Origin of the sequence: Streptomyces sp. NBC_00829, from assembly GCF_045161795.1 — a bacterium.
Lineage (GTDB): Bacteria > Actinomycetota > Actinomycetes > Streptomycetales > Streptomycetaceae > Streptomyces.
Window position 1 is genome coordinate 373394 of the sequence record NZ_CP108867.1, and the last position, 14800, is coordinate 388193.

At 66.3% G+C, this 14800-nt stretch carries 8 protein-coding genes; 4 read left to right on the forward strand and 4 right to left on the reverse strand.

What is annotated here, in order from left to right:
- Positions 1 to 63 precede the first annotated feature (63 nt).
- Both OG293_RS01585 and OG293_RS01590 read right to left on the reverse strand, forming a co-directional pair.
- A complete protein-coding gene (locus OG293_RS01585; RefSeq protein ID WP_405996917.1) occupies positions 64 to 4497 on the reverse strand; it encodes a hypothetical protein in 4434 nt (1477 codons plus the stop codon).
- 1355 nt (positions 4498 to 5852) lie between these two features.
- Complete coding sequence (locus tag OG293_RS01590) at positions 5853 to 6428, reverse strand: hypothetical protein (protein WP_405996918.1); 576 nt, start codon at positions 6426 to 6428, stop codon at positions 5853 to 5855.
- A 243-nt stretch (positions 6429 to 6671) separates the two neighbouring features.
- Between OG293_RS01590 and OG293_RS01595 the strand changes: the two genes are divergently transcribed.
- From OG293_RS01595 to OG293_RS01605, 3 genes are read left to right on the forward strand one after another with little or no spacing between them, the layout of a single operon-like run.
- A complete protein-coding gene (locus OG293_RS01595) occupies positions 6672 to 7361 on the forward strand; it encodes a response regulator (protein ID WP_405996919.1) in 690 nt (229 codons plus the stop codon).
- Complete coding sequence (locus OG293_RS01600; protein WP_405996920.1) at positions 7358 to 8797, forward strand: ATP-binding protein; 1440 nt, start codon at positions 7358 to 7360, stop codon at positions 8795 to 8797. Before OG293_RS01595 ends, OG293_RS01600 begins: the two co-directional genes overlap by 4 nt.
- Complete coding sequence (locus tag OG293_RS01605) at positions 8794 to 9282, forward strand: hypothetical protein (RefSeq protein WP_405996921.1); 489 nt, start codon at positions 8794 to 8796, stop codon at positions 9280 to 9282. Before OG293_RS01600 ends, OG293_RS01605 begins: the two co-directional genes overlap by 4 nt.
- Before the next feature lie 83 nt (positions 9283 to 9365).
- Here the strand turns inward: OG293_RS01605 and OG293_RS01610 are convergent, their stop codons facing one another.
- Positions 9366 to 11558, reverse strand: a complete 2193-nt coding sequence (locus tag OG293_RS01610) for an ATP-binding protein (RefSeq protein ID WP_405996922.1) — start codon at positions 11556 to 11558, stop codon at positions 9366 to 9368.
- A gap of 691 nt (positions 11559 to 12249) precedes the next feature.
- Here OG293_RS01610 and OG293_RS01615 point away from each other — a divergent pair.
- Positions 12250 to 13182 (forward strand): DUF3048 domain-containing protein, encoded by a 933-nt coding sequence (locus tag OG293_RS01615; protein WP_406003478.1) that lies wholly within the window; start codon positions 12250 to 12252, stop codon positions 13180 to 13182.
- 107 nt (positions 13183 to 13289) lie between these two features.
- On the opposite strand, the gene OG293_RS01620 is transcribed toward OG293_RS01615, so the two are convergent.
- On the reverse strand, positions 13290 to 14372 hold the full coding sequence (locus OG293_RS01620) for a helix-turn-helix domain-containing protein (RefSeq protein WP_405996923.1): 1083 nt from the start codon (positions 14370 to 14372) through the stop codon (positions 13290 to 13292).
- Between the last annotated feature and the right edge of the window lie 428 nt (positions 14373 to 14800).

A 14800-nucleotide genomic window follows, 5' to 3' on the forward strand; every position in this document is an offset into this window, starting at 1 on the left:
TCCTCCGGGCGCCACAGAGCCGCACTCGTCGAGTGCGGCTCTGTGCCTTGGGCTGTGTCAGGATCAGCTGATGGTGATGTCGTCGAGATAGCCGCTGTATTCGGCGTTGCCCGGATGGTCCTGGTCATAGCCGACGTTGATCCGGCTGATCTCCTTGCCGCTGTTCTTGGCGCCGAGGTTGACCGTGATGTGATTCCACTCGTTCGGCTTCAGGGAAGCACACTGGGCGGAAGGGTGGACCGAATTGCCCATCTGGTCAACGGCGCCGGAGTCCCGCAGTGTGGTTCCGTCGGTGAACACCAGATCCACTGCCGCGCAGTTGCTGTTGTTGACGGGCCAGTCCATGTTGTCCCGCCTGTCCGCGCTCTTCGGGTAGATCCAGTAACTGAGGGTCTTCGCCTTGCCGATACTCAACGGCTTGTTACCGAGGTCGAAGATCTTCAGATAGGCGTGGGCGTTGCTGATGCCGCCCCGGGTCGAGCCGGCGTACATCAGCGAACCCGTACCGGTGTGTGCGCGCTCGCCGGTGCGTGGACTCGTCACCGGCCCCGGGCCGCCCTTCATTCCGAAGACGTTGTCGACGCCTCCGTTGTCGTTGTCCGCACTGTCGGTCCAGGTCGGCTTCGCGTCAGCCGCCTCAAAGCCCGTACCGAAGGCCTTGCCGTGGTCGGTGTGCGGGTCGGGGTCGGGCTTCTTCGGCCCAGGGCCGGGGGCGACAGGGGGGTTGGTGCGTTTGGTTTCCCTGTAGGTGAAATTGGTCTGGGTCGTGTCGAACCCAAGGGTCGGTGTGGTGAGAAGGAAGCAGTACGGAACGGTCATTTGCGGGTCACGGGGCGTGAAGCTGGAGAACCCGCAGTTGGTCGCGGTCTGGTCGGCCCGGGGGACGAATTGTTTGACGAGATACGTGCCAGTCCCATGACCGATTTCGTAGGTGCCGAAGGCCAGCCCCGCGGGCCCGTCGACCTTGCAGTCGTGGTTTTCACGTGCGCAAGCGTGGGATGCCCAGTCGACGCCCACGCTCTGTCCCTCGTGCTGGGTCTCCTGGCCCAGGATCAGGTCGTGGTTCTCGGCGGACAGGAAGCAGTACTTGTGGGCGTCCTTGAGACCGCTCTCCACGACAGCCACCTCACCGAAGGTGGCGTCGTTGCAGGCGAAGTTCCCGCTCCGGACGGTCTTGACGACCCAGGATCCGTTGCCGCCGTAGGCCGCTTGGTAGGTTCCGGATTCGGGCACCGGGCAGGTCCCGCCGGGACCTGAGCAGTAGGTGAACTGGGCCGGGGGATTGGCGAGATAGCAGCCTTCCGCCTCTCCGGGCAAGGGATCCTTGCCGAACGTCGACGTGGTGCAGGGCACGCCGTTGGGGTACGCGTCCCCATCGACGTCCTTGTAGATCCAGCCCCGCTCCTCGTCGGAGATACGGGCGCCGAAGGCCAGTCTGACCTTGCCCGTGACGTGGCAGTGCTCACCCTGCACCGCGCACGCCTGATACGGGCCACCGGCATTGCCGGCGTGTCCCGGTGGCGAACCCGCCAGTACACGGCATTCCTTGGCCTTGCCCGGGGCAGGGTCGGCGCCGAATCCTTCCTCACTGCTGTCGCAGGCGACCGAGGACGTGACCGGCTTGACGATCCAGTGTGCTCCGGTTCCAAAGGCCACTTCCTGTGTGCCGGCAACCGTGCACTTCTCCCGCTCGTCGGCACATCCGCCCACCGAGGGCAGCCACGATCCGCCGTCGCCACCACTCCTGTTGTCCTCCGCGGGTACGAAGCACGACTCGTGGGCCGACGGGTTCGGATCGGTGGGGAAAGACGAAGGCTTGCACGCGATACCACCGGGTGGCAAAGCCGTGGTGATGTACTTGCCGGCCGCGCCGAAGGCGACCTGTCCGGTGCGGCCCTCGATGCCTGCGCATGTCCCCCCCTTGTCCGCGCAGGGGATGAAACCAATCGGCGCCACGGGCATGGTGTCCGAGATGGACAGCGGAGCGAACATCTTGCCCTCGTTCAACTGGCTGTCGACCGCGTCTTGAGCATCTTTCACGTCACCTGCGGTGAACAGGTCTTTCGGCGTGTTGGCCAGTACCCCCGGCGCGACATCCTTGTCCCATTCAGCCCTTCCTTTCCGCTCGTCCGGAGCACCGCAGGGAGCAAACCCCCCGGTTGTCTTGCAGGTCTTCGGTTGCTTGGGGACCCAGGTGCCCTTGTACCAGGCCGGGAAGGCGGACTTGTCCAAGTATGCCTTGGTGAAGACATCGGATCCTGTGCCCTTGTTCAGCGAGCGGAACAGCTCGGTGACCGCCTGGTGCACGCCGTTGATGAACCCGCTGCGCAGCGACTCAACGGACGCCTTCGTGTTGGCCACGGTCCGGGCGTTCGCAGTCCGAGCCGCTTCCATGACCGCGGAATCTCCCGCCCTTTCCGCCGTGGCGTTCAGCTGCGCCATCGTCGCGTAGGCACCGAACATCAACCTCTTCTGGGCCGCGTCGAACGCCTTCTGCGCAGCCTCGAGCAGCGCCGGGATGCTTTTCTCCAACACCTTCGTCTTCATTGTCTCGTGCCACGCCTTGTCGCGGCCTTCGATCTGCTTGTCGACTTCGCTCTTGCCGTTCGCCCAATCCACGATTCCGGCGACGATTTGCGTGACGAGTGCGACGACCCCCAAGATCATGGCAAGTTCCGGCTGTCCCGCGAACTCCGACGCTTCCGCCAGCAGGTACAGCACGTTCACCGCGAGGCCTACGCCGTCCTTCCTCTCCACCGAGTCAGCGATGCCCACCAACTGACCGACCACCGGAACCGGCGCCAGCACCACAGCCGATTTGGTCAGATCACTGGTGTCCTGGCTGAATGCCTCCGTGATCGAGTTGATCCACATGTACGCCATGGCCGGCGTCATTGCCTTGTTGAAAGCCCCCCAGCCTTTCGTCAAGTTCTTCGACAGGCGCGCGGGAGCCACACCCTTGGCCGATGTGGCTCCGCCGAACGGCTGAAAGATCATGGCGGGGTTCTTCATCGCCACCTTCAGGTCCGAGGTGAACCCGAACTCGCCGGGGCTGAACCCGGACGGGGCGGCCTCGTACTCCGCCATGGCAGCCTTCACCCGCGCTTCGGCGTATACCGGAAGCTGCTCCGCCGGCAAGTCTCGAACGATCAGCGACTCGGGAGATTCCTGGGCGACCTTCCCCTCCCGTTCCGCAGCCTTGAAATCAGCCGACTCCTTGATCTCCTCGGCAGTCGCCCGCCTCGATGAGCCGCAGTCGCCACCTGCCAATGGCGTTCCGGCGACGCAAGCAGATCCGGCTGCAACTCGTTCCGTGAGAGAGGAGCTCTTCTCCGGGGTGTCGTAGTCAGCCTGCTTCAGCGCGCGCCAGATCGCGTCCTTCACGAGTGCAAAACGACGAGAGGGCAGGTTGGGTGGTCTGTTGTACGTGGGGCGGTGCGGTTGAGTGATGGGACTTGCTTTGACGAAAGTGGTTTCAGAGATCGGATTGTTGCCTATGCCCGTGCGGACGTCGAGCGTCTTCGCGACTGCCTGGTCGCTGGGGTTGGCCTTGGCTGCGGCGGTCGCAATCCGGATCGCCTTGGCGGCGTACTGATCCGAGTTGAGCATGAGCCCGAGCGTCCATCGCCTGCTGCCGAAAGCCGCCTTCAGTCCTGATCTACCGCCATGCGCGATGAGTTCCTCGGCGTCTGTTTGCACTCTCCATTCCGCCGTGGGATCGCTTGGATCTTCCACGGTGTTTTCTACATATACCCTTTCTCCTTTGGAGTCTGCCGGGGCAAACCCAAGCAAGCCCCTCAACGAGTGAAGAATCTCGTGGAAGAGCGCCGTAGCAGAGCGTATTCCGAAGAGCTTTCCTTTCTCGGTATACGCTCCTTGGATGTAGTCCGGAACCTGGATGAAGTTTGCACCGCATCCGCTACCCTCGCTCGGCCAAGAACCGTCAAGGGACACTGAAGCCCTGTCATACCCAAGCTTCACCGCCTCGTAGTCCTCTCCAGGAGGAGCCCGGGTGATCACGGACTTGACAGAGGGAGCCGAGGAAGGATCGTTCACGTTGTAGAACGTGCGAGGCCCAGCACTGCCAGCCGGCCTCAAGGGAGAGGCTTCACCCATCGCCTTGAGCGCCCGCACCCCCTCGGGGTTGGACGCAATCTCATCGAGTTCTGCCCATATGCGGTCCAGAAAATCCTGAGCGTCTTGTCCAGCCGCCCTCGTGGCGGGCCACTCCTGGGCATTGTCGATCGCCTTGCCGTTTTTCAACACCACCCCCGGATACACGCCAATTCCGGTGCTCTGCCCGTTGAAGGTGTATTCGTACACCAGGAGCTCGAGGCTATTCTGCGTCGCGTCTCCGGGCTTACCGATCAACCTCGCGCGCGGATCAGCATCTCCTTTGCTCAGATCGGGTGGCGTGGTGTGGACGGCCGTGGGCGCTGCGGATGTACGGGGCGCCTGCTGCAGCACCACGATATGGATTCCGGTCACCACCAGCACGGCGGAGAGGATGAGTCCTAGTAGGCGCCAGCGGGGCATGGCATGACGTAACAACACCGTTCCTGCTTCCTGTAGGAGAGAGCGTCTGCTGAGCGTGAGGATCGCGGTCTGATGGGTGTCGCCTTGACGGCTTGGGCTCCTGAGTCGGGCATTGCCCGAGCGGGTGAAGTGCCTGCCGATGACGAGATTGCTCTTCGGCCACCGGGCAGAACAACGCGGTGCGCCGACTGCCCGGTCGGCTGACGCCGGCACGTAGCCGATGGCGGGGGCAGTCTCAGAACGGTTGCCGTGGCACAGGCGGAGCACCCCCCTTCAACCGTCTGATGATGGGCTGTTGGAAGAAGGATGAAGCCGGTCCCGTTCGGGGCACCAGCGTGAAATTACCTGCTCCGTTACTTGATGCTTCGACCCCGGAGATCCGGGACACGGGTTACCGAACCGCAGGGACGACGTCCGGCGTGGCGGACGCAGCAGCTTCTCCGGGCGCGACCAACGGGACCTGCTCATCGCCGCACACCGGCAGCTCGGCGGGCGTCAGGACCTGTTCAGAGCGCGACCGTGACCACTTCAGCGCGCAGGCGCGGGACCGCGGTGGAGATCCCTTCGGCGGAACCTCCACCGGGGTGCGGCACCTTCAAACCCCTTGACCATGCAGATACTTGGCACACAGGACGCAACCGCAGGACGGATAAGCCGAGTTCCCCAGCTGGACCGCGTCCTCAGTGTCGTCCTCGTCCACCTCAAATACCTGTTTCGCTACGAGGTCGGTGCGCTGACCGTCGGGACTCAGCCGGTACACGCGGAGTGTCATCATGAATGGCTCCCCGTACACGTGGGAGGCCCGCTCGCGCTCCAGACGAGCTCGATCGGCTTCAGGAGACCGACGGCCATGATGTCCTCGTCATTCATCTCGAACTTCTCGCTCGGTTCAGTGATGCCCGAGCCCGTGACAGCGCTTCTCGGGAGCTCCACGAGCTGCCCCGTTGCCGCATCCCTTGGTGGCCTCGACGGACGCAGATGCGTACCGAGCCGCTCCAACTGCGTAGTCCGCCCTGCTGGACATGTGGAGAGACCGACGGCCGCGACCATCGTGGCGCCGGTGATCGCGACACCACGGGCGGAGCGCACGGCGTGCGCCCAGCCCGACCCGCCGTCGCGCAGGACATCGGTGGCCGTGCGATATCAGACCGCAGCCTGGCTCCTGAACTCCCCCGCGCCTCATCGCGGTCAGTACGAGTCTCGGGTGGCCGCCCTCAAGGCCTTTGATCCGGCCCCGGCCCCGGTCCCGGTCCCGATGACGCTGACGCTGACGGTGACAACTGCTGCGCCCGGCACAGTCAGCCGAGTTCGTCCTGTCACTGCATGCCGTCCAGGCCGTCGAGCAGCTTGTCCTTGCACGCTTCGCGTGCCTGCTTGTAGGCGGGAGACTCCGGGTCGATCTGCGGCGAGACGGGGTTAGGGTCGCCGCCGGGTACCACGCCGCCGCCGGAGAGGGTGGGGTTGGTGAACTTGGAGACGCCGTTCTCCCGCATGCACTTGGCGTGCGCGAGCATCGCCTCGTAGTCCTTCTGCGTGTTCCGCGGCGGAGCAAGAGCGTCCGCCGCGAGGAACTCTTTGACGCAGCCTTCGCCCTTCTCGGCTCCGTCACGGTCAGCACCGCCCTTGTAGACTTTGCCATTCCCGGTCTTCTCGGCGATTTCGCCGATCTTCGCCCAGTCGAGATGACCGCTCAGCTTCGGGTCTGGAAAAGTCTTGAAACCACCCTTGCCGCGCATGCACTGGACGTACTTCATCTGGGCATCGAAGAAGGCCCCCTTGGAGCCTGTCCCCGCCTTCTGAACAGATCCGTGGCCGGAGGCACTCTCGCCGGGAACAGCGGCGATGCCCTCGTCTTTGACCCCGCCGCCGTTGCCACTGCAGGCGACGGACACGACAAGGACGGGGACAGCGCAGAACGCAGCCACACGCGCACGGGTTGAGGAGCAGGATGTGGTTCGTGTGCTCATGGCCCCACGGTCGTCCGGCCACATGATGAGCCCTGCACGGCCACATGATGAGTACGTAACAATGTCCACTCCACATGTCCACTCCACATGTCCCCTCCACATGTCCCCTCCACAGTGAATCCAGCTCAAGGGCAGCGGCAGCACAGACGTTCGCCCATAATCGAGCGCATGCCTCATGTGCTCCTTGTCGAGGATGACGCCTCCGTACGCGACGGGATGGAACTCGTGCTGCGCAGGCACAATTACGACGTGGCGGCGGCCGCGACAGGTGAGCAAGCCCTCGCCTTACTGGCCGGACCCCAGGGCGGCACGGTCGACCTGGCGGTCGTCGACCTGATGCTGCCCGGCATCAACGGCTTCGAAGTCTGCCACCGCATCCGCGCCAGGAGCACCATGCCGTTGATCATGCTCACGGCGCGAGGCGACGACCATGACATCGTCACCGGCCTCGAAGCGGGCGCGGACGACTATGTCATCAAGCCAGTCACGGCAAGGGTGCTCGAAGCCCGAATCCGAGCCGCACTGCGCCGCGCCGAACCCGCTGCCCTCTGCACACCGGGAGAGGACCACGCCGGACTCGTCATCGACCGGGGCGCACTCACGGTGACCAGGACCGGCACGCCGGTTGCCCTGCCTCCGATGGAACTACGGCTGCTTCTGGAACTGTCCGCCTCCCCCGGCCGCGTCTTCAGCCGCGAGCAGCTCCTCGAATCGATCTGGGACAGCGACTACCTCGGTGACTCGCGACTGGTGGACGCCGCCGTCAGCCGGCTCCGCACAAAGATCGAGGAGATACCCGCCCGGCCTCGGTACATCCAGACCGTGCGCGGCTTCGGCTACCGGTTCGGCCCGCTGTGACGCACGTCGGTCGGTTCCGGCTGCGGGCGCGGGGGCTGCGTGCCCGGCTTGTCATCACGTTCGTCCTCGTCGCCCTGGTCAGTGCGGTGGCCTCGACAGCTCTCGCCTACCGCGAGTCCCGCAACGCCGTGCTCCGGCGCGCCCAGGACGCCATCCAGACGGACTTTCGCACCCGGGTGAGCGAGGTCGCGGCGGATATGGACGTACCACCCGACCGGAACACCCTCACCCGCTTCGCGGTGAACGTCTCGCACGGGCTCCGCGATGACCTCGTGGTCGCCCGCTACCAGGATCTCCAGGCCGTCTCCGACACACACGCGGACCAGACGCGCGTCACACAAGAGCTGCGCGCCGCGGTGCACAGCACGGACCGGATGTCCTTCCAGCGCGTCGAGTGGGGCGGGGAGCCGTATCTCGTCGTCGGTACGCCCGTCACCTTCGTCGACGGACGCTCCTCGGGCATCGAAGTCTTCACCGTCGCCTCACTCAGAGCCGAGGAGGAGGACACTGCGGGGCTGCTGGACACCGTGCTGCAAGGACTCGCGCCCGTGGTTCTGCTGGCCGCGATCCTTGCGCTGCTGGCCGCCCGCACAGTGCTGCGCCCCGTTGCGGACCTGGGCAGAGCCACCAAGAATCTCGCCGCGGGCGACCTCTCCACCCGCGTCGAGGTCAGGGGGCAGGACGAACTCGCCGAACTGGCGGTGACGTTCAACCAGACGGCCGACAGCCTGCAGGCATCCGTCGCCGAGCTGCGCGAACAGCAGCTGCGCGCCCAGCGCTTCGTCGCCGATGTCTCACACGAACTGCGCACCCCGCTCGCCGCGATGACGATGGTGTCGACGGTGCTGGACGAGGACGCGGACCAGTTGCCTCCGGACGCCGCCAGCGCCGCACGCACCGTCAGCGCCGAGACCGCCCAGCTCTCGCGGCTTGTTCAGGACCTCATCGAAATCTCACGGTTCGATGCCAAGGCCGCCCGCCTGAACGCGTCGGAGACCGACCTTGCCGACGTCATCCGCTCGACGCTCGCCCGCCGCGGCTGGGCGGACAATGTGGAAACCGATCTCGCCCAAGGCGTACGGGCGACGGTCGACCGACGACGGTTCGACGTCGTTGTGGCAAACCTCGTCGGCAACGCGCTGCGGCACGGAGCCCAGCCCGTCGCGGTCGTCCTCCGAGCCACCATCGCCGACGTCACCGTAGAAGTGTCCGACGGGGGGCCGGGGCTGCCGCCCGACTCCCTGGCCCACATCTTCGACCGCTTCTACAAAGCCGACACCGCCCGCGCACGGTCCGAGGGAAGTGGCCTCGGCACCGCCATCGCCCTGGAGAACGCCCGGTTGCACCACGGCACCATTGAGGCAGCCAACCGGCCGGAGGGCGGAGCGGTGTTCACCCTGCGGCTGCCACGGCACCAGGTCGAGGAGGACCGATGAACCCACTGCACAGGGCGGCCGTCGCCGTGCTGCTCGTCGCCGCAGCCGCGGGCTGTGGGGTCCGTCCGACAGGAGTGATCGACTCGGGTGAGCCCGCGTCCGGGCTCAGAACGGGTCTGCGGATCTACTTCGCGTCGGACACGGGGTTGCGTGGAGTCTCACGCCTCACCAAGGTGGACAACCTCAACTTCGTGATCAAGCTACTGCTCATGGGCCCGACTCCATCGGAGCAGAACAGCGGGCTGACCAATCTCGTCGAGCCGGGCTCGTTCAGCGCGGTCGGCCATGGCAACCGGGTAACGGTCGAAATGTCGGGCGAGCCGCTCACATCCGAGGACCAACTCAGCGGGCAGCTGGTGTGCAGCCTCGCCCGCGCCCAGTCCGTGCTCGACCGGAAGATCCGGCCGGACGACGTCCAGGTCACCCTCAAATTCGACGACGAGTCGCAGGGCCCTTACCGGTGCTCGAACTTCCTCAACAGATGACGCTGCATGGCCACGCCCCCCCGGGCGAGTGCGCCCACCCACGACCGGCTGGCCGGCTTCGGCTCGTCAGGGCGGTCCCCTGGTCAGGCTTGGTCATGGCCCTGGACCCACATGGCGATCTGGGTACGGGTGGTGAATCCGAGCTTGGCAAGAATGCGCTGGACGTGTCCTTGGGCGGTACGAGGCGACACCACGAGCCGGGCAGCGATCTGTTTGTCGGTCAGCCCCTGGGTCAGCAGGACGGCGACCTGATGCTCCCGGGGGGTGAGTACAGGAGCAGCGTCCCGCACTGCGGGGCTGGGCTTTGCCGATGTCTTGTCCAGTGCGAAGGCGATGGCCTGTTCCATGGTCAGAGCGGCGCCCGAGCCCACATGCGTGGTGAAGCCGTCCTCTCCCAGCTCCTTTCGGAGCAGGTCCTCGCACTCGGTACGGTGATGCAGCAGGCGCCCGACGCCGGGGAGCGTGGCGCCGACCCTCTCCCAGGCGCTCTGTGCCGCACCCAGGAGTTTCGCGGCCTGTGCGCTGTGACCGTCGCTCGCTCGGGCCCACGCCAGCACCTCGAGGCACTGGGCCACAGCCAGCCGGTTGTCCGTGTGCCCGCCTGTGCTCAGGCCTTGTCGGAGGTAGTCGACGGACTGCCGGGTATCGCCCTTCAGCCAGTGCTGGAGCCCGAGCAGCCACAGCGCGAAAGTGCGCGACCATTCGGTTCCGTGGGCATCGCACAGGGCCAGGCACTCCTCGCTGAATGTCGCGGCACGAGGGTCCTTGCTCAGGTTGCAGGAAAGGCCGAGCAGGAACAGGGACGACCAGACATCGCCCGGTTCGCCGGCAGCGCGGTACCGGGTAAGGGCCACGTCCAGGAGCGGAACGGCGCGCAGGAAGTCGTCCTGGAAAAGAGCGGTCAGCCCGTCGAGTTGTTCGACGTGCGCCTGAGCTCGTCTGTCGCCGAGTTCGTTCGCCAACGCACGGGTCTCCGCAAGCCGCAGGAGTGCCGCGCCGGTGTCGCCGCGGAGAAGCGCCATCCATCCGTCGGCCCACAACGCCTTCAGCCTCGACGGGCTGGGCGTGTCGTCCGACGCGATGGCCCGGCCGAGCCAATGGCGTTCTTCCTCCAGACCGCCTCCGCCGAGGCGGTGGGCCCACAGGGACCCGGCCATTTCCTGGCCCGCTCGGGCCTCGCCCTCCTCGGTCAGGCAGTAGTCCAGCGCCGTACGGAGATTGGGCCGCTCCTGATGCAGGATCGCGAACCACTGGGTCTGCTTCGCCGTGAACCACTCCGCCTCGGCACGCAGGACCAGCGCCCGGTAGTGATCGCGGTGGCGTCGGCGCAGCGCCCGCTCTTCCCCCTCCCCCAGCCAGAGGTGCCCGTACTGGCGAAGTGTCTCCAGCATGCGGTAGCGCGCCTGCCGGTCCTCACGGACCAGAACGGACTTCTCCACCAGGCCCGTCACAGCGGCGAGAACCTCCTCGGCGGCCAAACCTGAATCGGTGCACACCGCCTCGACCGCCTCCAGGTCGAAGGAGCAGGGGAAGACGGACAGGCGGGCCCAGAGCTGTTGCTCTGCGGCCGCGCACAGCCCGAAACTCCAGTCGAGTGCGGCGCGCATGGTCTGCTGTCGGGGCAGGGCACCCCTGCATCCCCCGGCCAGCAGCTGAAACCGGTTGTCGAGCCGTTCCAGGATCTGTTCGCAGGTCAGCACCCGGAGCCGGGCGGCGGCCAGCTCGATGGCCAGCGGAATGCCGTCGAGCCGACGGCAGATCAGTGCTGCCGCTCTGCCGTGCTGAGAAGGCGTGTACTCCCCCAGTGCCGCGGCCGCCCGGTCGGCGAACAGCTCCAGCGCTTCGTTGCGGCCGGCCTCTGTGTCGTAAGCCGAGCCGTCCGGCTCGGGTGCGGACAGCGGGGGAACCGTCATCAGACACTCGCCGGCGACCCCCAGGCCCTGGCGACTGGTGGCGAGCACGTGCAAGCCGGGGGCCGCCGCCAGCAGCGTGCCGACCATGACCGCGCAGCCGTCCAGCAGGTGCTCGCAGTTGTCGAGTATCAACAAGAGCCGTCTGGTGCGCAGATGGCCGGTAAGCGCAGAGGCTGCCGGTAGTCCCGTGTCGTGCTCAGGTTCCAGTGCCGCCAGCACCACATGTTGGAGCAGTGCCTGGTCCTCGACCGCGGCAAGGTCCGCCAGCCAGACACCGTCGGGGAAGGACCGCCGTACTTGTGCTGCGAGTCTCAGAGCGAGCCGGCTCTTGCCGATGCCGCCCGGGCCGGTCAGAGTCAACAACCTGCTACGGGACAGCAGCTGGCGAGCGCGCGACACCTCGGCACTGCGACCGACGAAACTCGTTATGTCGGCGGGAAGATTTCCAGGGTCCTTGCGTATCACGACCACCGGGGCCTCACTTCTTGTGCATGCTGCCGTCAACTCGGCGCCGGGCAACGGACCTTGTGTGGCCCAGCAACCTAGCGCCAAGAGGCTCACAGCGTCCCGGAATAACGGATATGCGCCGTCAAAGACTCTTCGCTCTATGCGGTGTTCGCCCAGGTAAGACTGAACTGCGGCCCCGACGGTTGCCTCCCCGGCCCCTGTCTCTCATCCGGGTCTTGGCACGGCCATCGATTCCCACCCGCATGGCCGTGGACGTCCTTGGCGCGCCGAGTACTGCTTCACCCCGCGGGGAGCCGGGGCTGAGCCTTCACAGAACGCTCGTTCCCGTCGCCGTTCAGGTACGCCACGGTCCCGGCGTCGGCCGGGCGCGCGCGACCGTCGCAGTCGCCGGCCCCTGAACGCCCCGCGCCGCCCCACACCAGTCCCTGAGACGGTCACCTGCGGGCCATGGCGCTCCGACCAGTCGCTCCGACCACTTCTGTCCGACAATGGTGGCATGGGGAAGAGGCCGGTTTCTGCGCAGCGGGCCGCCGCCCGATGCGGTATCGGGCACGGCGGGCGGACGGGAGCGGCGGCCCGATGTGCGATGCTCGTGGCCGCGCTCGTTCTCGGCGTATCGGGCTGCCACGGCGGGGGCGGTCCGGCACCTTCGCCGGACAGCAGCTCGCCGTCCCTCAGTGCATCCGTCAGTCCCTCCGTACCGGGGGCCCACGTCCTGGCCGTGAAGATCGACAATGTCGGCCCTGCCCGGCCCCAGACCGGGCTCGACAGGGCCGACCTCGTCTATATCGAGCCGGTCGAGTCCGGGCTGAGCCGCATACTCGCCCTCTACTCGTCCCAGGTACCGCCCATCATCGGTCCGGTGCGCAGCGCCCGGGAGACCGACCTTGAGCTGCTTCGGCAGTTCGACGAGCCGACTCTCGCCTTCTCCGGGGCGCAGAGCAAGCTCCTGCCGGTCATCGACGCAGCGCCCGTGTACACACTTTCGCCGGGCAGGGCACCGCAGGCGTACTTCCGCGGCCAGGACCGGGCCGCCCCGCACAACCTGTATCTGCGGCCCGAGCGCACCAAGCGCGACATCCCGGGTGTCAACGCCTCCCAGTACGCGGGCCTGCGCTTCGGTCCCCCGCCCCCGGGCGGACGTCCGACTGCCGAGTACAGCGTCCGCTACCCGGCCGCGCGATTCGGTTTCACATGGTCGCCGAGCAGACAGCAGTGGCTGGTGGCCATGGACGGCTCTGCGTCCAGCACGCCGACGGGGCGACAGCTGGGGGCGGCCACGGTGGTCATCCAGTATGTGACGGTGCGCCCATCGCGCTTCCACGACCGGTCGGGAAACGCGTCCCCGTACACCGAGACCGTGGGCTCCGGAACCGCGCTCGTCCTGCGCGACGGATCAGCGTACGAGGCCGGATGGAACCGCGGTACCGCCACGTCCGGGACCGCCTTCACCACGCCTGCGGGCAGGCCCATGGCATTCGCCCCGGGGCAGACCTGGATCGTGTACGTCTCCCGCTGACGGTGACGGGCCCACCTCGCTTCGGCCGGGCGGCGCGGGGTGCATCACTTCGGCACAGGTCCACATGCGACAGCCCCCAGCCTGGTGGGCTCAGGCGTCACCCCGTCTCAGCCTCTTGGCTGTGGGAACCCCCAGGGACGTCGGCGTTGCCCTGCGCCCGAGGTCACGGATCCTCCCATCGGCGGAGGGATGGTGCCGCCGCCTGCTGGAGGGGACGCGTGCTGACCGGGCTGGGGCGGCCTGCGAGCGTGTCGGCCTCTCACATCCGTATGACTGTCGCTGATGTTGAAGTCCAGCAGGAGCTTTTCGAGCGTCTGTGCCTCCTCCGCGGCTCCCGCGGCGTCCAAGCTCCTCTGGGCCTCGCGGACGAGCCGTTCGATCTCAACCTTGGCTCGCCGCTCCATCGTCGACCGCTGGGTCTGAGCCTGCTTCACCGCTTGCTCGGCCTCGGCACGGAGCTGGTCGACTTCCTCAAGCATGCGGTCCACCGACGTGGCTGCCTTCGAACGGTGCTCCTTGGCGTACTCGATGGCGCGTTGTTTGAGGGCGCTCGCCTCCTGCTGCCCCTTACGCGTGATCGCTTCGGCCCGGTCGTTGGCCTCCTGGATGATCCTTTCTTGCTCTATGCGGCCCTGAAGCACACACCGGTCCGCGGTGGCGCGCGCATCGGCGATGAGCGAATCGGCTTGCCGCTGGACGGCAGGCATCCGCTCATGTGCCTGCCGGAACTGGTCGGTGGCTTGCGTCAGCAGCATGCGCGCCTGCGTCTCAAGAGCCGATGCCGCGTCCATTCGGGCCGCTGCCGCTTCGTCGGCAACCTTCGCCTGAGCTATGACGGAATCGGGGTGACACGTCAGAGCGAGCAGCCTCTTGTTCTCGTGTTCCAGGCGCGCGATCCTGGCCCCCGTCGTGTCGCCCCGTCTCAGGCTGGACGCCTGGTGTTCCTCTTCGGCGACCCGAAGGTCCTTCAGCCGCATCAGCCACGCTTCGGCGTCCCCCTCCAGCGCTTGGACAACGTCACGGAGAAGGTCGTCGGATGGCATCTTCTTGGCGTTGAACAACTCCGATAAACGCGGCTGCGCGTAGCCGGCCCGCTTGGCCAGCTCCTTCAGGGTGGGGGCGTTCGCCTGTTCCCGTAGCGCCCGAAGGCCTTGTGCGAAGCTTGTCAACGGTCGTCCGTCGTCCGACAAGGCACTGACCTTACGCCCCATGGGCATCCCCCTCCGCACCCGACCCGCAGCAGGTGGGCCATTCTTCCGGGCGGAGTGCGAAATACTCTAATTGATCTCCATCCATCTGGTTGATGAAATCTCAACGACGTGACCCACGGCCCTTGTTCGTGAGGCGATACGAAGAAAATCGAAGAACTCGAACTTTTTCCCACGCAACAAACCGATCAGTCCGTCAGGAATTGTTCGCCGTTCATCGTCCAGCTGTATCAGGATTTGGACTGAACTTCAGAGCCGCCTTCACTGGACAGCAGCCTCAGCAACAGCCAAGCAGCCTGCGTCCTTCGCACGCCCGGCCCTGACCTCGAACAAGAGATCACCAGGATCACAGTTATCGGGGAAGCAACGCAGCCAAGCCTCCTGTGGCACCGAACCCCACCGGGCTCGGT

Bases quoted from the DNA above. Each gene is read 5' to 3' on its own strand.
- OG293_RS01595 (WP_405996919.1), top strand. From the start codon at position 6,672: ATGCCTCATGTGCTCCTTGTCGAGGATGACGCCTCCGTACGCGACGGG.
- OG293_RS01605 (WP_405996921.1), top strand. From the start codon at position 8,794: ATGAACCCACTGCACAGGGCGGCCGTCGCCGTGCTGCTCGTCGCCGCA.
- OG293_RS01615 (WP_406003478.1), top strand. From the start codon at position 12,250: ATGCTCGTGGCCGCGCTCGTTCTCGGCGTATCGGGCTGCCACGGCGGG.